General features: G+C 61.7%; 18 protein-coding genes. 6 read left to right on the top strand and 12 right to left on the bottom strand.

The genetic code is table 11. The features are described 5' to 3' along the window. The first annotated feature begins 98 nt into the window (after positions 1-98). Together FBY04_RS05305 and tadA are read left to right on the top strand one after the other, a co-directional pair. Positions 99-1,475, top strand: a complete 1,377-nt coding sequence (locus tag FBY04_RS05305; RefSeq protein WP_145314716.1) for a multicopper oxidase family protein — start codon at positions 99-101, stop codon at positions 1,473-1,475. Then, entirely contained in the window at positions 1,475-1,972 is a 498-nt protein-coding gene (gene tadA / locus FBY04_RS05300) for a tRNA adenosine(34) deaminase TadA (RefSeq protein ID WP_084320809.1), read from the top strand. Before FBY04_RS05305 ends, tadA begins: the two co-directional genes overlap by 1 nt. A 132-nt stretch (positions 1,973-2,104) precedes the next feature. Here tadA and cmoB read toward each other — a convergent pair whose 3' ends face one another. From cmoB to FBY04_RS05235, 12 genes are all read right to left on the bottom strand, one after another. Beyond that, on the bottom strand, positions 2,105-3,061 hold the full coding sequence (cmoB, locus tag FBY04_RS05295; RefSeq protein WP_145314715.1) for a tRNA 5-methoxyuridine(34)/uridine 5-oxyacetic acid(34) synthase CmoB: 957 nt from the start codon (positions 3,059-3,061) through the stop codon (positions 2,105-2,107). Further along, positions 3,058-3,837 (bottom strand): carboxy-S-adenosyl-L-methionine synthase CmoA, encoded by a 780-nt coding sequence (gene cmoA / locus FBY04_RS05290; protein ID WP_174602671.1) that lies wholly within the window; start codon positions 3,835-3,837, stop codon positions 3,058-3,060. The genes cmoB and cmoA overlap by 4 nt, the downstream gene beginning before the upstream one ends. Positions 3,838-3,967: 130 nt before the next feature. Next, positions 3,968-4,609, bottom strand: coding sequence for a lysoplasmalogenase (locus FBY04_RS05285; RefSeq protein ID WP_178118257.1), 642 nt, complete (start codon positions 4,607-4,609; stop codon positions 3,968-3,970). 2 nt (positions 4,610-4,611) lie between these two features. Beyond that, positions 4,612-5,004 (bottom strand): protease inhibitor I42 family protein, encoded by a 393-nt coding sequence (locus FBY04_RS05280; protein WP_084320803.1) that lies wholly within the window; start codon positions 5,002-5,004, stop codon positions 4,612-4,614. Positions 5,005-5,212: 208 nt separating this feature from the next. Continuing rightward, positions 5,213-7,630: an endopeptidase La gene (lon, locus tag FBY04_RS05275; RefSeq protein ID WP_084320804.1), complete on the bottom strand. Its 2,418-nt coding sequence runs from the start codon at positions 7,628-7,630 to the stop codon at positions 5,213-5,215. Between the two features lie 1,026 nt (positions 7,631-8,656). Beyond that, positions 8,657-10,372, bottom strand: a complete 1,716-nt coding sequence (gene nagE, locus FBY04_RS05265; protein WP_145314712.1) for an N-acetylglucosamine-specific PTS transporter subunit IIBC — start codon at positions 10,370-10,372, stop codon at positions 8,657-8,659. 32 nt (positions 10,373-10,404) lie between these two features. Then, entirely contained in the window at positions 10,405-12,921 is a 2,517-nt protein-coding gene (ptsP, locus tag FBY04_RS05260) for a phosphoenolpyruvate--protein phosphotransferase (protein WP_145314711.1), read from the bottom strand. Positions 12,922-12,980: 59 nt separating this feature from the next. Then, positions 12,981-13,991 (bottom strand): SIS domain-containing protein, encoded by a 1,011-nt coding sequence (locus FBY04_RS05255; protein WP_084321867.1) that lies wholly within the window; start codon positions 13,989-13,991, stop codon positions 12,981-12,983. After that, entirely contained in the window at positions 13,984-15,090 is a 1,107-nt protein-coding gene (gene nagA / locus FBY04_RS05250; protein WP_084321868.1) for an N-acetylglucosamine-6-phosphate deacetylase, read from the bottom strand. The genes FBY04_RS05255 and nagA overlap by 8 nt, the downstream gene beginning before the upstream one ends. A gap of 44 nt (positions 15,091-15,134) precedes the next feature. Next, the gene (locus FBY04_RS05245) at positions 15,135-15,866 is read right to left on the bottom strand and encodes a GntR family transcriptional regulator (protein ID WP_084321869.1); all 732 of its coding nucleotides are present in this window, start codon (positions 15,864-15,866) and stop codon (positions 15,135-15,137) included. 358 nt (positions 15,867-16,224) lie between these two features. Then, positions 16,225-16,728, bottom strand: a complete 504-nt coding sequence (locus FBY04_RS05240) for a murein L,D-transpeptidase family protein (RefSeq protein WP_084321870.1) — start codon at positions 16,726-16,728, stop codon at positions 16,225-16,227. 96 nt (positions 16,729-16,824) lie between these two features. After that, positions 16,825-17,376, bottom strand: a complete 552-nt coding sequence (locus tag FBY04_RS05235) for an NUDIX hydrolase (RefSeq protein WP_084321871.1) — start codon at positions 17,374-17,376, stop codon at positions 16,825-16,827. 146 nt (positions 17,377-17,522) lie between these two features. Between FBY04_RS05235 and FBY04_RS05230 the strand changes: the two genes are divergently transcribed. The 4 genes from FBY04_RS05230 (at position 17,523) to FBY04_RS05215 (ending at position 19,570) form a co-directional block, all read left to right on the top strand. Continuing rightward, complete coding sequence (locus FBY04_RS05230; RefSeq protein ID WP_145314710.1) at positions 17,523-18,122, top strand: CoA pyrophosphatase; 600 nt, start codon at positions 17,523-17,525, stop codon at positions 18,120-18,122. Between the two features lie 69 nt (positions 18,123-18,191). Further along, a complete protein-coding gene (locus FBY04_RS05225) occupies positions 18,192-18,716 on the top strand; it encodes a gamma carbonic anhydrase family protein (RefSeq protein WP_084321873.1) in 525 nt (174 codons plus the stop codon). Next, a complete protein-coding gene (locus tag FBY04_RS05220; RefSeq protein ID WP_084321874.1) occupies positions 18,713-18,928 on the top strand; it encodes a DUF1289 domain-containing protein in 216 nt (71 codons plus the stop codon). The genes FBY04_RS05225 and FBY04_RS05220 overlap by 4 nt, the downstream gene beginning before the upstream one ends. A 174-nt stretch (positions 18,929-19,102) precedes the next feature. After that, positions 19,103-19,570, top strand: coding sequence for a VUT family protein (locus tag FBY04_RS05215; RefSeq protein WP_145314709.1), 468 nt, complete (start codon positions 19,103-19,105; stop codon positions 19,568-19,570). Positions 19,571-19,648 lie beyond the last annotated feature (78 nt).

Below are 19,648 nucleotides of genomic sequence, written 5' to 3'. Positions count from 1 at the left end.
TCGCCGCGCCGCCCTTACTGTTTCTCAACCGCAGGTGTATCGTATTCGCCTTTTACAGGCTCCCGTGCCTGTCGCTGATACGTGAGGTAGTTGAGTTCATGTCCTTTACCCGTCGCCAAATCCTCGGTGGCCTGGCCGGTCTTGTTGTCGTTGGTGTCGGAGCGGGGGGCGCGTCGCGGTACTGGCTGGGCAAGATGGCCGACGCCGATGCGGGCCACGACTATGAGCTGATCGCCGCGCCACTGGACGTCGAACTGGTGGCCGGGCACAAGACCGAAGCCTGGGCGTTCGGCCCGTCGGCGCCGGGCACCGAGTTGCGCGTGCGTCAGGGCGAATGGCTGCGGGTGCGTTTCATCAACCACCTGCCGGTGGCGACCACCATTCACTGGCACGGCATCCGCCTGCCGCTGGAAATGGATGGCGTGCCTTACGTCTCGCAACTGCCGGTGTTGCCGGGTGAATACTTCGATTACAAATTCCGCGTGCCGGATGCCGGCAGCTATTGGTATCACCCGCACGTGAACAGCAGCGAAGAACTCGGTCGCGGACTGGTTGGCCCGTTGATCGTCGAGGAACGCGAGCCGACCGGTTTCAAGTACGAAAAGACCCTGAGCCTCAAGAGCTGGCACGTTGATGAAGAAGGTGCGTTCGTCGCGTTCAGCATTCCTCGCGAAGCGGCCCGAGGGGGCACGGCAGGGCGCCTGTCGACCATCAATGGTGTCTCGCAAGCGGTGATCGACTTGCCTGCCGGGCAGATCACCCGGGTGCGCGTGCTCAACCTCGACAACACGCTGACGTATCGCCTCAACATTCCCGGCGTCGAAGCGCAGATCTACGCGCTGGACGGCAACCCCATCGATCCGCGCCCGTTGGGCAAGGAATACTGGCTCGGTCCGGGCATGCGCATTTGCCTGGCGATCAAGGCGCCGTCCGCCGGTGAAGAGTTGTCCCTGCGCAATGGCCCGGTTCGCCTGGGCACATTCCGCTCCGTGGCCAATACTGAGGCACCCACCGAATGGCCGCCCGCGCTGCCCGCCAATCCAGTGGCCGAGCCGGACCTGGCCAATGCCGAGAAACTCAACTTCAATTTCGAATGGGTCGGCTCGGTGTCGGTGAACGTCGACAACGGCAAGCCGCCAAGCCTGTGGCAGATCAACGGCAAGGCCTGGGACATCACCGACAAGACCTGCGCCGACCGCCCGATTGCCAAGCTCGAGAAGGGCAAGAGCTACATTTTCGAATTGAAAAACATGACTCAATATCAGCACCCGATTCACTTGCACGGCATGAGCTTCAAGGTGATCGCGTCGAACCGGCACAAGGTGATTCCGTATTTCACCGACACGTATTTGCTGGGCAAGAACGAACGTGCACAAGTAGCGCTGGTGGCGGATAACCCTGGGGTATGGATGTTCCATTGCCATGTGATCGACCACATGGAAACCGGCCTGATGGCCGCCATCGAGGTGGCATGATGCGTCAGATTCGTCCCGCCGCGATCATCGATCGCAGTCGTGATCGCGACTTCATGCGCGAAGCCCTGGCGCTGGCCGCACAAGGTGCGGCGCTCGGCGAAGTGCCCGTCGGTGCAGTGCTGGTACAGGACGGTGAAATCATCGGTCGCGGCTTCAACTGCCCGATCAGCGGCAACGACCCGAGTGCCCATGCCGAGATGGTCGCCATCCGCGCCGCGGCGCTGGCGGCCAGCAATTATCGCCTGCCGGGCAGTACGCTGTACGTGACGCTGGAGCCGTGCAGCATGTGCGCCGGCTTGATCGTGCATTCGCGGATTGCGCGGGTGGTGTATGGCGCTTTAGAGCCGAAGGCAGGGATTGTGCAGAGTCAGGGGCAGTTCTTTACCCAAGGCTTTTTGAATCATCGGGTGTTGTATGAAGGCGGGGTGTTGGCGGAGGAGTGTGGGGCTGTTTTGAGCGAGTTCTTCAAGGCCCGAAGAGCCAAGCCTTCAGACTGAACACAAAACTAATGTGGGAGCGGGCTTGCTCGCGAATGCGGATTAACATTCAACAGACGTGTTGACTGATCCACCGCTTTCGCGAGCAAGCCCGCTCCCACATTTTGATCTCCAGCGGTAGGGAGATGGTGTTTACTTGCGGGCGACGATGACGGCCCGCATCGGCGCCGGCAGCCCTTCAATCGTCTTGCTGTGATCTTCCGGATCGAGGAAGTCGCTCAACGACTGATACTTCATCCATTCCGTCCCGCGCTGTTCCTCGACGGTCGTCACGCTGACATCCACGCACTTCACGTCCGTGAAACCGGCGCGCCGCAACCAGAGCATAAGCGCCGGCACCGACGGCAAAAACCACACGTTGCGCATCTGCGCATAACGATCTTCCGGCACCAGCACCTGCTGCTGATCGCCTTCAATCACCAGCGTTTCCAGCACCAGTTCGCCGCCCTTGACCAGGCAATCCTTCAGCGCCAGCAAATGCTCGATCGGCGAGCGACGGTGGTAGAACACACCCATGGAAAACACGGTGTCGAAACCTTCGAGGTTCGGCGGCAGATCCTCGAAAGGGAACGGCAGGTGCCAGGCGTTGGGCTCGGACAAGTAGCGCTGAACCGCCTGGAACTGGCAGAAGAACAGCCAGTTCGGATCGACGCCGATCACGCTGTCGGCACCGGCGCCGAGCATGCGCCACATGTAGTAGCCATTGCTGCAGCCGACATCGAGGATGCGTTTGCCCTTCAGGTCCAGATGCGGAGCGACGCGCGACCATTTCCAGTCCGAACGCCATTCGGTATCGACGTGCACGCCGAACAAGTCGAACGGGCCCTTGCGCCATGGCGACAACCCCATCAGCGCCGTGCGCATCTGCGCGCGGGTTGCGTCGTCGCAAGCCGTGTCCAGGGTCAGACCGTTGAGCAGATCGACCTCGCTCGGCTGGATCTTCGGCAAGGCGTCCAGCGCACTCTGCCAGCGCTCCAGATCGCCGTGACCCTTTTCCATTTTCTTGTCGAGTTGCGCCTGCAGGGTGTTGGCCCATTCGGCCAGCGGCGTGCCGGCCAGACGGCGGGCGAGAGGGGACAGATCAATCATGGCAAGGCAATCAACGAGGCAAAGTTAAGACACTGGAACCACGGCACGACTTTCGAGAACCCGGCGGCCAGCAGGCGCTCGCGGTGTTCTTCGAGGCTGTCGGGCTTCATGACGTTTTCGATGGCGCTGCGCTTCTGGGCGATTTCCAGCTCGCTGTAGCCGTTGGCGCGTTTGAAGGCGACGTGCAGGTCGGTGAGCAGCGCGTGTTCTTCGGGGTCGTTGAAACGCAGCTTTTCCGAGAGGATCAACGCACCACCGGGCAACAGCGACTGGCGGATGCGCGAGAGCAATGCGGTGCGCTGGTCGGGGGCGATGAATTGCAGGGTGAAGTTCAGCGCCACGACAGAAGCAGGCTGGAAGTCGAGGGCGAGGATGTCGCCTTCGATGACTTCGACCGGCAGCAACTCCTGGAACATTGAATCCTGACCGTTGAGGTATTCGCGGCAGCGTTCGACCATGGCGGCGGAGTTATCCACAGCGATGACCCGGCAGCCGTCGGTGCGCACGTGACGGCGCAAGGCTTGGGTCACGGCGCCGAGGGACGAGCCGAGGTCGTAAAGCACGCTATTGGGCTGGGCGAATTGCGCGGCGAGCACTCCGAGGTTTTCAACGATGGTCGGATAGCCTGGCACCGAGCGCTTGATCATGTCCGGGAACACCCGCACCACGTCCTCGTTAAAGGCGAAGTCGGGCACCTGGGCCAAAGGCTGGGCGAAAAGGCGATCGGGTTCTTTGCTCACGGCGGTTCCAGCGGCGTAGGTGGAAAAGGCCGGCATTTTAGCCAACTTGGCGCGGGGATGCGCGGGTTGTCTGATAAACCGCCAAATCAAAAGATCGCAGCCTTCGGCAGCTCCTACATTGAAATGCGATCCCTTGTAGGAGCTGCCGAAGGCTGCGATCTTTTTCTCAGGTGGAATGCGGTTTCGGACCGAACGCCGATGCCGCAATCCCCCATTGCCCCAGCCAATAGCTGAGGATGATCACGTAGGGCGCGGCATGAAATGGCGCGACAAACCGATTGATGCCAATCACGCTGTCGGAAAACACAAACGCCAGCGCACCACCCGCCGCCAGCAGCGCCGAGCGTTTGGGCACATCGGTTCCCAGTCGAGCCAGCGCCCGCCAGAGCATGGCGCTGATGGCCAGGCCGTAAACAATCACCGGGATCAGCAGCGGGCCCAGACCATTGGCAATCAAAATCCCCAGCAGCATCGCGCCGACGCCCAGCGCGAGGATCAACGGCAACACCGCCAATCGCCGGCAATCACTCAAATACGCTTTCAGATACGCCAGGTGGGCCACCAGAAACGCCCCGAGGCCGAATACGAACAAATCCCCCGGCCACGCCAACAGCACGTCGCCCAGCAGGGAAAAAATCAGGCCCAGGCTGATCCAGCGTCGATACTCGCTGGGCGGCGCGTCGTGCAGCCACCCGAGCAACGCCAGCACGGGCAACGGTTTCACCAACAGGCAAAGCAGCGCAGCGTGCACGCTCAGGCCGTAGAGAAAAGTCACCGCGCCCATCAGCGCCAGAATCAGCCAGCCCACGATCAGTTAACCGAAATCGCGCAGTCGAAGGTTTCCACCGCCGGCACTTCCGGGGCCCAAGGTTGTTGCGAAGTCAGGCGCAAGCGCCCCGAACCGGCACCGAACGCCTGAAAGCGCCAGGTCGACATGCCGGCCGCGCCCACGACGCCGGCATCTTCCGGGTTTCGATAAACCTCTGGCCCCAGTGCGCGCAACACGCCACCGGCCGAATCCTGGATCGCCCAGCGATAACCCGTGGTCGGGTTACTTGGCAGGGTCAGGATGAGGTTTTGCCCACTGTTCATTTGCACCGGGCATTCGCTTTGTTTTTCCACGGTCACGTTCTGTTTCGGTTGCGTGGCGCACGCGGTGAGCAAGGCGAGGGCGAGGGGGACAAACAGGCGGGTGAGGGACATAGGGTCAGTGGCTCCGGCATTCACGACGAACGGCGAGCATAACTGAAGATGAGACAAATTGTGACGGCAGCGGGAATGTTGGGCGTCAGGGCAGACGCCTTCGCGAGCAAGCCCGCTCCCACATTCGACCGTATTTGTAGCTAGTCACGCGGTCAAATGTGGGAGCGGGCTTGCTCGCGAAAGCTATCGAACAGGCGCTACATGACTATCAGAACAACACCTTCGCCACATCCGCAAAACGTTTGGCGAAATGCACGGTAATCCCTTCCTTCAGATAATCCGGCAACTCATCGAAACTGCCGCGGTTAGGCTCGGGCAAAATCAATTCGAAGATCTTCTGTCGCCGCGCTGCAATCACCTTCTCGCGCACCCCGCCAATCGGCAGGACATGCCCGGTCAGGGTCAGCTCGCCAGTCATCGCCACGCCTTTTTTCGGCGGCTGGTTGCGGGCCAGGGACAGCAAAGCGCTGGCCATGGTCACGCCGGCGCTCGGGCCGTCTTTCGGGGTGGCGCCTTCCGGCACGTGCAGGTGGACGAACGCTTCGTCGAAGAACTTCGGATCACCACCAAACGACTTCAGATTCGAGCTGACGTAGCTGTAGGCGATTTCTGCCGACTCCTTCATCACGTCACCCAGTTGCCCGGTGAGTTTGAAACCCCGATTGAGCGTGTGAATCCGCGTCGCTTCGATCGGCAGGGTTGCGCCGCCCATGCTGGTCCAGGCCAGGCCCGTGATCACCCCAGTGCCGGACAGCACTTGTTCGTTGCGGAACACTGGATGGCCCAGTGAGGCCTCCAGGTCCTTGGGAGCAATTTTGATCACGGCTTTCGGCTCTTCGATCAACTTCACCACGGCTTTGCGCACCAGTTTGCCCAGTTGTTTTTCCAACTGCCGCACCCCGGCTTCACGGGCGTAACCGTCGATCAACGCCTTCAACGCGCTGTCGCTGATGCTCAGGCTGCCTTTCGACACACCCGCTTTCTCAAGCTGTTTCGGCCACAGGTGACGCTTGGCGATGGCGATTTTTTCTTCGGTGATGTAACCCGACAGGCGGATCACTTCCATCCGGTCCAGCAACGGGCCGGGGATTGAATCGAGGGTGTTGGCGGTGCAGACGAACAGCACTTTCGACAGGTCCAGACGCAGGTCCAGATAGTGGTCGAGGAATTCGACGTTCTGCTCCGGGTCCAGCGTTTCCAGCAGCGCCGAGGCCGGGTCGCCCTGGTAGCTCTGGCCCATCTTGTCGATTTCGTCGAGCATGATCACCGGGTTCATCACTTCGACGTCTTTCAGCGCTTGCACGAGTTTGCCCGGCATCGCACCAATGTACGTTCGGCGATGGCCCTTGATCTCGGCTTCGTCGCGCATGCCGCCGAGGCTGAAGCGATAGAACGGCCGGCCAAGGGATTCGGCGATGGATTTGCCGACGCTGGTCTTGCCCACGCCGGGCGGACCCACCAGCAGCACGATGGAGCCACTGATCTCGCCTTTATAGGCGCCGACGGCGAGGAATTCGAGGATGCGATCCTTGATGTCATCGAGGCCGGCGTGGTGTTTGTCCAGCACCTTGCGGGCGTGCTTGAGGTCGAGTTTGTCCTCGCCGTACACGCCCCACGGCACCGAGGTGGCCCAGTCGAGGTAGTTGCGGGTGACTGCGTACTCCGGCGACCCGGTTTCGAGGATCGACAGTTTGTTCATTTCCTCTTCGATGCGCTTCTGCGCCTGCGCCGACAAGACCTTGCCTTCCAGGCGCTGCTCGAACTGCTCGATGTCGGCGCTGCGGTCGTCCTTCGTCAGGCCCAGCTCTTGCTGGATGACTTTTAACTGCTCTTTAAGGAAGAACTCGCGCTGATGCTCGCCGATTTTGCGGTTAACTTCGGCGGAAATTTCTTTCTGCAGGCGCGCGACTTCGACTTCCTTGCGCAGCATCGGCAGGACTTTTTCCATGCGCTTGAGCATCGGCACGCAGTCGAGCACTTCCTGCAGTTCGCTGCCGGTGGCCGAGGTCAGGGCGGCGGCGAAGTCGGTCAGGGGCGACGGATCGTTGGGGCTGAAGCGGTTGAGGTAGTTTTTCAGCTCTTCGCTGTACAGCGGGTTGAGCGGCAGCAGTTCCTTGATCGCGTTGATCAGCGCCATGCCGTAGGCCTTGACCTCGTCGGTAGGCTCGGTGGGCTGGTGCGGGTATTCGACTTCCACCAGGTACGGCGGGCGATGGTGTTTGAGCCAGGTGCGGATGCGCACGCGGGTCAGGCCCTGGGCGACGAACTGCAGTTTGCCGTTTTCGCGGCTGGCGTGATGCACCTTGACCAGCGTGCCGTAGAGCGGCAGGGCCGAGGTATCGAAATGGCGCGGGTCTTCCTGGGGCGTGTCCATGTAGAACAGGGCCAGGGAGTGGTGATCGGATTTGCTGACCAGATCCAGCGTTTCAGCCCACGGTTCTTCATTGACGATGACCGGCAGCACTTGGGCCGGGAAGAACGGGCGGTTGTGGATCGGGATGATGTAGACCTTGTCCGGCAGGTTGTGGCCGGGCAGGGCCAGGCCTTTGCCGGTGGAGTGGTGTTCGGCGTTCTCGGGGTCGGCGTATTCGCTCGGGTCTTCGGGGAATTCTTGCTGGTCGCTCATGGGGCACCTGCGCAATGGGGTATGGGTCTTAGATGGGGCAGGTGGGGGGTGGTTTCAATGGTCGCGGGTAATTCAAGGTATGTGTTCAGGGTTTGGACAGGTAGTGGCGGCCTTTGGGCCGACCAGGCTTTTGTTGACTGGGTGGTGCATATCCATTTCTGCGGTAATGGCGGCTGGCGGTTTCGCCCTTACGGCGAGTCCCTTTTGGCAAACGCCCCAAAAGGAACCAAAAGGTCTCGCCCCGAGCGTCCGGCCCCTCGCTAAGGCTCGGCGTTCCTTCGCTCCGGCATTCATCCGGGGGCATCGCCCTCCGGTTGGCTTCGCTGGCACCTACATGCGATGAGTTCGACTGCGTCGAACGGCGCTGCGCGCCACTCCCCGGATGAACACCTCCACTCAGCCTCCCGAAGGGGCGGGTGGATCAAGATCAAGAGCTGCAGGCGAGCTAACGCTCGGCCTGATGAGTGGTGAGAAGCGGGTGTATGCCGATCTGCTTTTGTAGGAGCCGGCTTGCTGGCGATGGCGGCCTGACAGCCGGCCTGTTCTCGCGGCTATACGCAGACCTCGTAGGAGCCGGCTTGCTGGCGATGACGCCCTGCCAACCAACCTGTTCTCGCGGAAATACGCTGACCTCGTAGGAGCCGGCTTGCTGGCGATGGCGCCCTGCCAGCCGACCTGTTCTCGCGGCTATACGCAGACCTAGTAGGAGCCGGCTTGCTGGCGATGGCGTCCTGCCAACCAACCTGTTCTCGCGGAAATACGCTGACCTTGTAGGAGCCGGCTTGCTGGCGATGGCGGCCTGCCAGCCAACCTATCCTCGCCAATATACGCTGCCCTCGTAGGAGCCGGCTTGCTGGCGAAGACGGCCTGCCAGCCCACCTATCCTCGCGGAAATACGCAGACCTCGCAGGCGCCGGCTTGCTGGCGATGACGCCCTGCCAATCGCCCCGATTTCCGCTGACGCCCCCGGCCTCTGTGGGAGCGAGACCGGCTGCCGGCGATGACGGCCTTTCAGGCAGCCAAGGCCTAAACCTTGGCACTCACCTCACTGCGATTGACCAGCGCCTCCAGCGCGTCACTCAGACTCGCTGCCTTGCCGCCAACCAAAAGGTGCCAGACGCCACCCTCCAACTGACTGACCCCCTGGCAACCCAGTGCTTTCAAATCACACTCCGACAACGCTTTGCCATCGGCCAGGTGCAAACGAATCCGGGTCATGGCCACGCAATCCATCTGCAACACATTTTCGCCGCCACCCAACGCATTCAGCCATTGCTGTGCTTCCGGCGTCGCCACTGCGGCCGGTGCAACCGTGTCGATGGTGGCCGGTGGTGTGGACACCAGCGCGCGGCCCAGCGCCGGCATCGCCAAGCGGATCTCGTCGGCAATGCTGTCGGCCATCGGCCCGACGACCACCTGCAAACTTCCGCCCTTGCCGGGACGCACCACGGCCATCGCCCCCAGCGCTTTAAGCTCGGCATCGTTGGCCTTGTTGCGATCCACCATGTCCAGTCGCAGCCGCGTGGTGCAAGCGCCCACGGTAATCAGGTTCTGTGCGCCACCGAGCGCCTTGATGTACGCCCCGGCCCGTTCGTTTTCAGGCACCACCGCTTTCTTGGCCGTGGCGACCTCTTCACGGCCCGGCGTTTTCAAATTGAACCGACGGATGCAGAAATCAAACACCGCGTAATAGATCACGGCATACGCCAGCCCGACCGGCACCACCAGCCAGCCATTGGTGGATTTGCCCCAACCGAGAATCATGTCGATGAAGCCGCCGGAGAAGGTAAAGCCGAGGTGGATGTTCAGCAGGTTGGTGATCGCCATCGACAGGCCCGTCAGCAGCGCATGCAGCAGATACAACAGCGGCGCGAGAAACATGAAGGCGAATTCGATCGGTTCAGTCACGCCGGTCAGAAAGGAGGTCAGCGCCATCGACAGGAAGATCCCGCCCATGACCTTGCGCCGTTCCGGCAGGGCGTTGCGGTACATCGCCAGGCATGCGGCGGGCAGGCCGAAGATCATCATCGGGAACATGCCGGTCATGAACTGGCCGCCTTTCGGGTCGCCGGCGAAGTAGCGCGACAAGTCGCCGGTGATGACCGCGCCCGTGGTCGGGTCGGTGAAGTTACCGAAGACGAACCACGCCATGTTGTTGAGGATGTGGTGAAGCCCGGTGACGATCAGCAGGCGGTTGAACACGCCGAAGATAAAGGCGCCGAAGCTGCCGCTCTCCATCATCAAGGTGCCGAAGCTGTTGATGCCGTGCTGGATCGGTGGCCAGATCAACCCGAACACCACGCCCAGGCCGACAGCGGCGAACCCGGTGACAATCGGCACGAAACGCCGACCGCCGAAGAACGCCAGGTATTCCGGGAGCTTGATGTCCTTGAAACGGTTGTACAGCGCGCCGGCCATCAGGCCGCTGACGATCCCGGCGAGCATGCCCATGTTGATGCTCGCGTCGAGCACCTTGAGGGTGGAGATCATCACCAGGTAGCCAATCACCCCGGCGAGGCCGGCAGTGCCGTTGTTGTCCTTGGCGAAACCGACTGCGATGCCAATGGCAAAGATCATCGCCAGGTTAGCGAAAATGACCTGGCCGGCGTCGTGGATGATCGCGATGTTCAGCAGGTCGGTGTCACCCAGGCGCAGCAGCAGGCCGGCAATCGGCAGGATCGCGATCGGCAGCATCAGCGCGCGGCCGAGGCGTTGCAGGCCTTCGATGAAATATTGGTACATGGCGGATCTCCCTGGATTCTTTTTGTTGTTGTTCAGCTCAGAGGCCATTGCTGGTGACAGGCATGACGCACCGCCGCGGCGCTGCTCAGCTTGAGCAGGTTTTGGCTGATGCGTCGGCATTCGGCGGCGTCGAGGTGACGGACGCGGTCCTTGATTTCGCCGACCTGCACCGGGCTGACCGACAGCTCGCTGACGCCCAGGCCAATCAGGACCGGCGTGGCCAGCGGATCGGAGGCAAGCGCGCCACACACGCCGACCCAACGCTTATGCGTGGTCGCACCGGCGCAAGTCTGGGCAATCAAGCGCAGCAGCGCCGGGTGCATCGCATCGACGCGAGACGCGAGGCCGGCGTGGTCGCGGTCCATGGCCAGGGTGTATTGCGACAAGTCATTGGTGCCGATGGACAGGAAGTCCGCATGCTCGGCCAGTTGCTCGGCCAGCAACGCGGCGGCCGGGACTTCGATCATCACCCCCAGCTCCGGGCGTTCACTCACACCAAGTTCAGAACACAAGGCGTCGAGGCGCTGGCGGATGTGCAGCAGCTCGTCGACTTCGGTGATCATCGGCAGCAGGATCCGGCAGCGCGACAGCGGGTTGACGTGCAGCAGCGCGCGCAGTTGCTCATCGAGGATTTCCGGGCGGACCTGCGCCAGGCGAATACCGCGCAGACCGAGCACCGGATTGGCTTCGACGGGGAGCGGCAAGTAGTCGAGTTGCTTGTCGCCACCCACGTCGATGGTGCGGATGATCACCGACTTGTCGCCCATGGCGTCGAGCACGGCCTGATAGGCGCTGCGCTGTTCTTCTTCGTCCGGTGCGGTGTTGCGATCCACAAACAGAAACTCGGTACGCAGCAGGCCGACGCCATCGGCGCCATGGGCCAACGCATCGGCGGCTTCAGCGCTGGAAGCGACATTGGCGGCGACTTCAATGTGCAAACCGTCGAGGGTCAGTGCCGGATGATGTGCCTGGGTTTGTTGTTCGGCGCGGCGCTGCTGATGGTCGAGTTGTGCCTGGCGCACTTGCGACAAACGTTCGGCAGTCGGCAGCAGTTCCAGGCGATCGCTGTCGGCATCCAGCACCACCGCTTGCCCCTGTTGCTGATCCAGCAGTGTCGAACCCAGCGCGACCATGCACGGCAAGCCTTTGCCGCGAGCGAGAATCGCCACGTGGGACGTCGCGCCGCCCACGGCCATGCACAACCCGGCGACGCCTTGCTGACTGAGTTGCAGCAGATCGGACGGGGTCAGTTCATGGGCAGCGACGATGGCGCCGGCCGGTACGTCGTAGTGCCAGGTCTCGCCGAGCAAGGCGCGCAGCACCCGTTGCTTGAGGTCGCGCAGGTCGTTGGCTCGTTCGGCCAGCAGCGGGCTGCCGAGTTGCGCAAGCACCTCGCATTGCAGGTCGATCGACTGGCTCCAGGCGTGCGTCGCGGCCATTCTCCGGTCGATGGACGCGTTCGCCGCATCCAGCAACGCCGGGTCTTCGAGCAGCGCGAGGTGGGCGGCAAAGATCGCTTCTTCGTCAGTGTGCTTGTGCTTTTTGGCCTGGGCCAGGGTGCTGCCGATTTCGCTGCGCACGACGGCCAGCGCGGTATCGAGGGCGTGCAGTTGTTGTGCGGGGTCGTGGCTGCCGGCATCCGCCGGCAGGCTGATGGCGTTCAAGCGAAACAATGGCCCGCTGACCAGCCCGGGCGCGGCGCAGACACCGTGCAGCACACCCGCTTCAGCCGTCCGGTTGAAGCGGGTAACCGGTGCTGGCGCGACCGCGTGAGGGGCTTCGGCCAGCGCCGTGGATAACGCGATCAACAAGGCTTGCAGCGCCGCTTCGGCGTCCGAGCCCTGGCAACTGACCTGCACTTCATCCTGCTCGCCGACGGCCAGGCCCATCAGCCCGATCAGGCTGTCGCAGGTCGCCGATTTACCGGCGAAGTGCAGCTGCGATTTGCTTTTGAAACCCTGAGCGGTCTGGCGAATCAGCGCTGCCGGGCGAGCATGAAGCCCGCCGCGATGAGCGATACGAATGTGCCCGACAATCGCTTCCCCGGACAGGTCCGCCTCAGCCTGCGCCCCCGACGCCTGCCGACGAATGATGTGCAGCAACGGCTCGCCGACTTTCACTGATTTCAGCGTGATCGGCCGGGCCTGGAAGTCCTGGCTGTTGGTCAGGATCATCAGGCTGACCAGGCTTTTGCACCGCTGCGCGACCCTGTCCAGGTCATAGCGCAACAGCGGTTGGCCATTGCTGACCCGCGCGCCTTCCTTGACCAGCATCGAGAAGCCTTCGCCCTGCAACTCGACGGTGTCGAGGCCCAGGTGCAGCAGCAGTTCGGCACCGTTGTCGGCGCGCAAGGTGATGGCGTGGCCGGTGCGGGCGACGTGCACCACCACACCGGCGCATGGCGCATGAAGGGTGTCGTTCAGCGGATCGATGGCGATGCCGTCGCCCATGGCGCCGCTGGCGAACACCGGGTCCGGGACTTTGGCGAGCGTGAGCACCGGGCCGCTGAGCGGGGCGCTGAGGGTCAGCTCTTTATTATTGTTGTGCATGGCTCGGTCTCATTAAAAAACAACAGTTCGTATCAACGCCGTAGGCAGTGGCTATGGGCTTAGTGCGTGCGGGTCACTTTGCTCAAATGCCGTGGTTGATCCGGGTCCATGCCTCGAGCGACTGCCAAACCGGCGGCCATGACATAGAAACTCTGGATCGCCAGAATCGGGTCAAGGGCCGGGTGCTCGGCGCGAGTCAGGGTGAGGTCGCGTTCGGCGATGTCATCCGGTGCGGCCAGCAACACACGGGCGCCGCGTTGGCGCATGTCGGCGGCGAGGCTGAGCAAACCCGCCTGTTCGGCGCCGCGCGGGGCGAACACCAGCAGCGGATAGTTTTCGTTGATCAACGCCATCGGCCCATGACGGACTTCGGCACTGCTGAAGGCTTCAGCCTGGATCGCCGAGGTTTCCTTGAACTTGAGTGCCGCTTCCTGGGCGATGGCAAAACCGGCGCCACGGCCGATCACCATCAACCGTTGGCAATCGCGCAGTGCATCAATGGCCAGGCTCCAGTCCTGTCGGGCGGCATCGCGCAGACCTTCCGGCAGCGCAAGGCCGGCTTCCAGCAATGCCTCGTCCTGTTTCCAGTGCGCAATCAGGCGGGCACTGGCACTGAGGGTGGCGATAAAACTCTTGGTCGCGGCGACGCTGCTTTCCGTCCCCGCGCACAGCGGCAGGCTGAACTCACACGCGGCTTCCAGCGGCGAGCTCTCGGCGTTGACCATGGCAATGCTCAAGGCGCCGCGCTTGCGCAGCAAACGCAGGCTGTTGACCAGGTCCGGACTCTGCCCGGATTGCGAGAATGCGAACGCCACCTGCCCGCTGACCTTCAAGGGCGCTTGCTGCATGGTCACCACCGACATCGGCATCGACGCCACGGGAATCCCGAGTTGCTGCATGGTCAGGTAGGCGAAATAACTGGCGGCATGGTCGGAGCTGCCGCGAGCCACAGTCATCGCCACTTGCGGCGGCTGACGGCGCAGGCGTCCGGCGATCTCAATCATCTGCGGGTCGAGCTGCTGCAATTGCGCGTGCACGGCTTCGAACGAGGACAGCGCCTCATCAAGCATTTTTGAAGTCAATGTCTTCTCCTTCGACCATGACGGCGGTCAGTGTGAGTGAGCGATCAAGCCGCACGCAGTCGGCCCAGGCGCCGGGTTGCAGGCGTCCGCGTTCAGTGAGGCCGAGGTAGTCGGCGGGGAATTGCGAAAGACGTTGTGAGGCCTCGCTGATCGGCAAACCGATCTTCACCAGATTACGCAGGGCTTGATCCATGGTCAGCGTGCTGCCGGCCAGCGTGCCGTCGGGCAAGCGCACGCCGCCCAGGCATTTGGTCACGGTGTGGCTGCCGAGCTTGTATTCACCGTCGGGCATGCCGGCGGCGGCGGTGGAATCGGTGACGCAATACAGGCACGGGATCGACCGCAGGGCCACACGCATCGCACCGGGGTGCACGTGTAGCAAATCCGGAATCAGTTCCGCATATTTGGCATGGGCCAGCGCCGCGCCGACGATGCCGGGTTCGCGGTGGTGCAACGGGCTCATGGCGTTGTAGAGGTGGGTGAAGCTGGTCGCGCCGGCATTCAGCGCCGCCACGCCTTCCTCATAACTGCCGAGGGTGTGGCCGATTTGCATGCGCACGCCACGAGCACTGAGGGCGCGGATCAAGGCGTCATGACCGGCGATTTCCGGGGCAATGGTGATGACTCGGATCGGTGCCAGCGCCAGGTATTCTTCGACTTCGGCCATCAATGCGGTGTGGGCGAAATTCGGTTGGGCACCGAGTTTTCCGGGGTTGATGTAGGGGCCTTCCAGGTGCACGCCGAGTACCCGGGCGCTGCCGCCGGGGCGTCGCTCACAGAATTCGCCGACGGCTTTGAGCACGCTCGAAATCTCTTCGCTCGGCGCGGTCATGGTGGTGGCCAGCAACGAAGTCGTGCCGAAACGCACGTGGGTTCGGGTGATGGTTTCGAAGGCGGTCGCGCCTTCCATGATGTCTTTGCCGCCGCCGCCGTGAACGTGCAGGTCGATGAAACCTGGCAGCAGATAAGGCAGGTCGTTGTCTGCCGGATCACAAGGCACGCCTTCGATCGACACGACCTTGCCGTGTTCGTGAATCAGCCGGCCGCGTATCCAGCCGCCGGCGGTGAGGATGTTGTCTTCGGACATGATGGGGTCTCGGTTTTAGCCGCGAAGCTTTATCTACGAAGCTTTTATCTTCGGAGCTCTGCGACAAAGTCGTAGTAGTCGTTGCGGCAATAGGTGTCGGTGACTTCGATCGGTGTGTTGTCTTCGAGGTAGCCGACCCGGGTCATCAGCAACATGGCGGTGCCGGGGGCGATGCCCACCAGCGCGGCGAATTCGTCCGAGGCGTTGATCGCCTGAATGTGCTGCAAGGCGCGAACGATCGGTTTGCCGATGCCGTCGAGGTATTCGTAAAGGGAGTCGCCCACTGCTTGCGGCCTGGGAATGATCGAGGCGGGCAGGGTGCTCATCTCGATGGCCATCACCGTGTCGTCGGCTTTGCGCAGGCGTTTGAGCCGGGCGACCTTGTCATTCGGTGACAGGCCGAGGCGGATCAGTTCTTCGTGGGTCGGCGGGGTGATTTCACGCTCCAGCCATTGCGAGCCGGGGATGAAGCCCTTGAGCCGCAACATTTCGCTGAAACCCGAGAGGCGCGACAGCGGTTGTTCCAGGCGTGGGGTGATGAACGTGCCGGACCCTTGGTTGCGGCGGATCAGCCCTTGTTCGAACAGCACTTCCAGCGCCTTGCGAGCGGTGACGCGGGAGATGCCCAGCTGTTCGCTCAGATTGCGCTCGGACGGCATGGCCTGCTCGGCTTTCCACTGGCCGGCATGGATCGCCGCTTCCAGATTGCGCGCCAGTTGCAGGTACAACGGCGTGGGCTGGGTGTCGTCAGGACGTAGGGCCTGGAGGTCGTTCATGTGGGATGTCCGATGCGGATATTGGAGTGTTGTCGCCCGGTGGTGCAGCGAAAACTAATACCACTTAAATACCATGTCAATGCCAGTACTTTGCTGAAGGCGTGGGAAAGCCTGCCCTGTTGTGCGGCGTAAACGCTCTTCGGTTTGAAGTGGTATTAGTGGCGAGGATTTTTAAAGCAAAGATCGCAGCCTTCGGCAGCTCCTGTGGGGGGGAATGGTATCTACCCTGTAGGAGCTGCCGAAGGCTGCGATCTTTTGAATTTATTTTTCGAAGGCGACCGAAGGTAGCGGTCAGACACGAAGCCAGAGAGCGGCACATAACTTTTGTAGCGAGGGAGCTTGCTCCCTCGCTACAGGCTTACGGGCGAATCTCGATCATCGTGCCGTCCGGCACCAGGTTCCAGATTTCACGCATGTCCATATTGCGCATGGCGATGCAGCCGTCGGTCCAGTCCAGGGTGTGGAACAGGTCTTCAGGGGTGTCTTCGGTGTCCGGCGTACCGTGGATCATGATCATGCTGCCAGGCTCGACGCCTTCACGGCGGGCGCGGGCGGAGTCGCTGATGTTCGGGTAGGAAATGTGCATCGCCAGGTTGAAACGGTCGCTGGTCTTGCGCCAGTCTATCCAGTAGAAACCTTCCGGCGTGCGTTTGTCCCCCTCCATCAGTTTCGGCCCCTTGGGACGTTTGCCCAGGGAAATGCGATAGGTCTTGAGCGGCTTGCCGTCCTTGATCAATTGCAATTGGTGGGTGGATTTGAGAACCAGGACTTTTTCGATGACTTTGCCGTCCAGGGTCTCCGCAACGGAAGCCTGTGACAGGGCAACGAACGACAAGCAAAACACGGCAAGCAACCAGCGCATTGAAACGATATCCCTGAAAGGTGTCGCGGCTATTTTATTGTAGGAGCTGCCGCAGGCTGCGATCTTTTAACGTCTGCGAAAATTCCGAAACTGAAATCAAGTAATGGCAGGCTGAGCAAGCGGCGGGATCGACTCGGACCGCACGGGGTAGACCTCGATCCGCCGGTCAGCGAAGAAGCATTCTAAGGTACGGCCCACCGTGCGGAAAGCCAGGTCGGACCACGGGATGTCGGCTTCGTCGAAAAGTGCCACTTCCAGGCTCTCGGGGCCGGCGGAAAAATCCAGGTCCACCAGCTCCGCGCGAAAGAAGACATGCACCTGACTGATGTGCGGCACGTCGATCAGCGTATAGATGCTCAGGTTGCGCACCCGCGCACAGGCTTCTTCAGCCGTTTCGCGAATGGCCGCCTGCTCGATGGTTTCGCCGTTCTCCATGAAGCCGGCGGGCAGGGTCCAGTAACCGAGCCGTGGCTCGATGGCGCGTCGACACAGCAACACTTTCGAGCCCCAGGTCGCCACGCAGCCGGCGACGATATTGGGGTTCTGATAGTGGATCGCGTGACAGCTGTCACAGACAAAACGCAGACGCGAATCGCCTTCCGGAATACGTTGGGTCACCGGGTTGCCGCACTGACTGCAAAATTTCATGCTTGGGTTCCTGAATGCTGCACCTATCTTGGCGTGCGTCGGTGTCTGTCGGCAAGTTGTCGTTTCGCGACACGCGGCAGTTCGGGGGTTGGGCGGTCGGTGTGATTGGTGCATGATGCGAGGTAGAGAATAAATCGAGAAGACTCATGCTGGACGAGCTACTGCATCGAGTAAGCAACCACACCCCACGCACACTGGAAACCGACAAGCGTTTCCCAGAGGCCGCGGTACTGGTGCCCATCACCCGCAGTGATGAACCGGAACTGGTTTTGACCCTGCGCGCCAGCGGGCTCTCGACCCATGGCGGTGAAGTCGCCTTCCCTGGCGGACGACGGGATCCTGAAGACCCGGACCTGATTTTTACCGCCTTGCGCGAAGCCGAGGAAGAAATCGGCCTGCCGCCCGGGCTGGTCGAAGTGATCGGCCCGTTGAGCCCGCTGATCTCCCTGCACGGCATCAAGGTCACGCCATATGTCGGTGTGATTCCGGATTTCGTCGAGTATCTGGCCAACGACGCCGAGATCGCTGCGGTGTTTAGCGTTCCCTTGGAGTTCTTCCGCATGGACCCACGCGAACATACCCATCGCATCGATTATCAGGGGCGCAGTTGGTATGTACCGAGTTATCGTTATGGCGAATACAAGATCTGGGGCCTGACGGCGATCATGATCGTCGAGTTGATCAACCTGCTCTATGACGCCGAGATCAGCCTGCACCAGCCCCCCAAGAGTTTTATCAACACCTGAAGCCATCGTTCGTATGGCGTGAGAGCCGCTTTTTTACCAGTGAGCCTGCCTGGCCTTGAGGACTACACGATGAAATACCGCCTGGGCGACGCCCGTGTCGAGACCCATCCGCAGAGCTGGGTCGCCCCCAATGCCGTGCTGGTGGGCAAGGTCAAACTGGAAGAGGGTGCCAACGTCTGGTTCAACGCGGTGCTGCGTGGCGACAACGAGCTGATCCTGATCGGCAAGAACAGCAACGTCCAGGACGGCACCGTGATGCACACCGACATGGGCTACCCGCTGACCATCGGCACTGGCGTGACCATCGGCCACAACGCCATGCTTCACGGCTGTACCGTCGGTGATTACAGCCTGATCGGCATTAACGCGGTGATCCTCAACGGCGCGAAGATCGGCAAGAACTGCATCATCGGCGCCAACTCGCTGATCGGTGAGGGCAAGGAAATTCCGGACGGTTCGCTGGTCATGGGTTCGCCGGGCAAGGTGGTCCGTGAGTTGACCGAACCGCAAAAGAAAATGCTGGAGGCCAGCGCCGCGCACTATGTGCATAACTCGCAGCGTTATGCCCGCGATCTGGTCGAGCAGGAAGCATGAGCACGCCAGAACGCCCGGTCCTATCGCCCTGTGTGAATATCTGTGCGCTGGACGACGATGACATTTGCACCGGGTGTCAGCGCACAGTGGAAGAGATCACGCGCTGGAGCCGGATGGATAACGAAGAGCGCCGCAAGGTGCTGGGGTTGTGTCATGAAAGGGCCAAGTCCAGCGGGTTGCTCTGGATGATTGGGGCAAAATCGGATAATTGAGGTGCGGCCTTCGCGAGCAAGCCCGCTCCCACATTGGCTCAGTGTCGATCACCAAATAGGTGAGCAGCATCAATCTAATGTGGGAGCGGGCTTGCTCGCGAAGGCGTCAGCACTGACACCACGGCTTTCTCTAAAGTACCCTGCACACCAAATTGCCAGGTATCCCCCCGCCCCATGCTCTTCCTGATCGCCTACATCAGCAGCGTCGTGCTGATCAACTACGCCTTCTCCACCGCACCGCACCTGGACGTCATCTGGTCCGCCTGGGGCGGTTTGGTGTTCGTTTTGCGCGACATGGTGCAAACCCGCTTCGGCCATGGCGCGATCGCGGCCATGCTGGCAGCGCTGGTGTTGTCCTACGTCACGTCCGATCCTTCCATCGCGCTGGCCAGCGCCACGGCGTTCGCGGTGTCCGAGTGCATCGACTGGCTGGTGTTCAGTATCACCAAACGTCCGCTGCACGACCGCCTGTGGATAAGTTCGGCCCTGAGCATTCCCCTCGATACCTTCATCTTCTTCGGCATGATCGACGCTTTCACTCCGGCCGTGATCCTCACCGCCATAGGCTCGAAGTTCGCCGGCGTAACGGCTGTGTGGTTGATCATGGCGTGGCGCTTGCGCAAACAGGCTGTCGCCGGCTGAAGCCAAACCCTCAGGTTCATGTAAAATGCCGCGCTTTCTCCCCATGGGAAGCGCGCACGGCGTCGCATCCCTCGATGA

Source organism: Pseudomonas sp. SJZ080, assembly GCF_007828295.1.
Classification (GTDB): Bacteria; Pseudomonadota; Gammaproteobacteria; order Pseudomonadales; family Pseudomonadaceae; genus Aquipseudomonas; species Aquipseudomonas migulae_A.
This window is presented reverse-complemented; position numbering and strand designations above follow the sequence as displayed.

Excerpts from the sequence above, each read along its gene's own strand:
- FBY04_RS05305 (WP_145314716.1), top strand. The coding sequence starts at position 99 with ATGTCCTTTACCCGTCGCCAAATCCTCGGTGGCCTGGCCGGTCTTGTT.
- tadA (WP_084320809.1), top strand. The coding sequence starts at position 1,475 with ATGCGTCAGATTCGTCCCGCCGCGATCATCGATCGCAGTCGTGATCGC.
- cmoB (WP_145314715.1), bottom strand. The coding sequence starts at position 3,061 with ATGATTGATCTGTCCCCTCTCGCCCGCCGTCTGGCCGGCACGCCGCTG.
- cmoA (WP_174602671.1), bottom strand. The coding sequence starts at position 3,837 with ATGCCGGCCTTTTCCACCTACGCCGCTGGAACCGCCGTGAGCAAAGAA.
- FBY04_RS05280 (WP_084320803.1), bottom strand. The coding sequence starts at position 5,004 with ATGTCCCTCACCCGCCTGTTTGTCCCCCTCGCCCTCGCCTTGCTCACC.
- lon (WP_084320804.1), bottom strand. The coding sequence starts at position 7,630 with ATGAGCGACCAGCAAGAATTCCCCGAAGACCCGAGCGAATACGCCGAC.
- nagE (WP_145314712.1), bottom strand. The coding sequence starts at position 10,372 with ATGTACCAATATTTCATCGAAGGCCTGCAACGCCTCGGCCGCGCGCTG.
- ptsP (WP_145314711.1), bottom strand. The coding sequence starts at position 12,921 with ATGCACAACAATAATAAAGAGCTGACCCTCAGCGCCCCGCTCAGCGGC.
- FBY04_RS05255 (WP_084321867.1), bottom strand. The coding sequence starts at position 13,991 with ATGCTTGATGAGGCGCTGTCCTCGTTCGAAGCCGTGCACGCGCAATTG.
- nagA (WP_084321868.1), bottom strand. The coding sequence starts at position 15,090 with ATGTCCGAAGACAACATCCTCACCGCCGGCGGCTGGATACGCGGCCGG.
- FBY04_RS05245 (WP_084321869.1), bottom strand. The coding sequence starts at position 15,866 with ATGAACGACCTCCAGGCCCTACGTCCTGACGACACCCAGCCCACGCCG.
- FBY04_RS05240 (WP_084321870.1), bottom strand. The coding sequence starts at position 16,728 with ATGCGCTGGTTGCTTGCCGTGTTTTGCTTGTCGTTCGTTGCCCTGTCA.
- FBY04_RS05235 (WP_084321871.1), bottom strand. The coding sequence starts at position 17,376 with ATGAAATTTTGCAGTCAGTGCGGCAACCCGGTGACCCAACGTATTCCG.
- FBY04_RS05230 (WP_145314710.1), top strand. The coding sequence starts at position 17,523 with ATGCTGGACGAGCTACTGCATCGAGTAAGCAACCACACCCCACGCACA.
- FBY04_RS05225 (WP_084321873.1), top strand. The coding sequence starts at position 18,192 with ATGAAATACCGCCTGGGCGACGCCCGTGTCGAGACCCATCCGCAGAGC.
- FBY04_RS05220 (WP_084321874.1), top strand. The coding sequence starts at position 18,713 with ATGAGCACGCCAGAACGCCCGGTCCTATCGCCCTGTGTGAATATCTGT.
- FBY04_RS05215 (WP_145314709.1), top strand. The coding sequence starts at position 19,103 with ATGCTCTTCCTGATCGCCTACATCAGCAGCGTCGTGCTGATCAACTAC.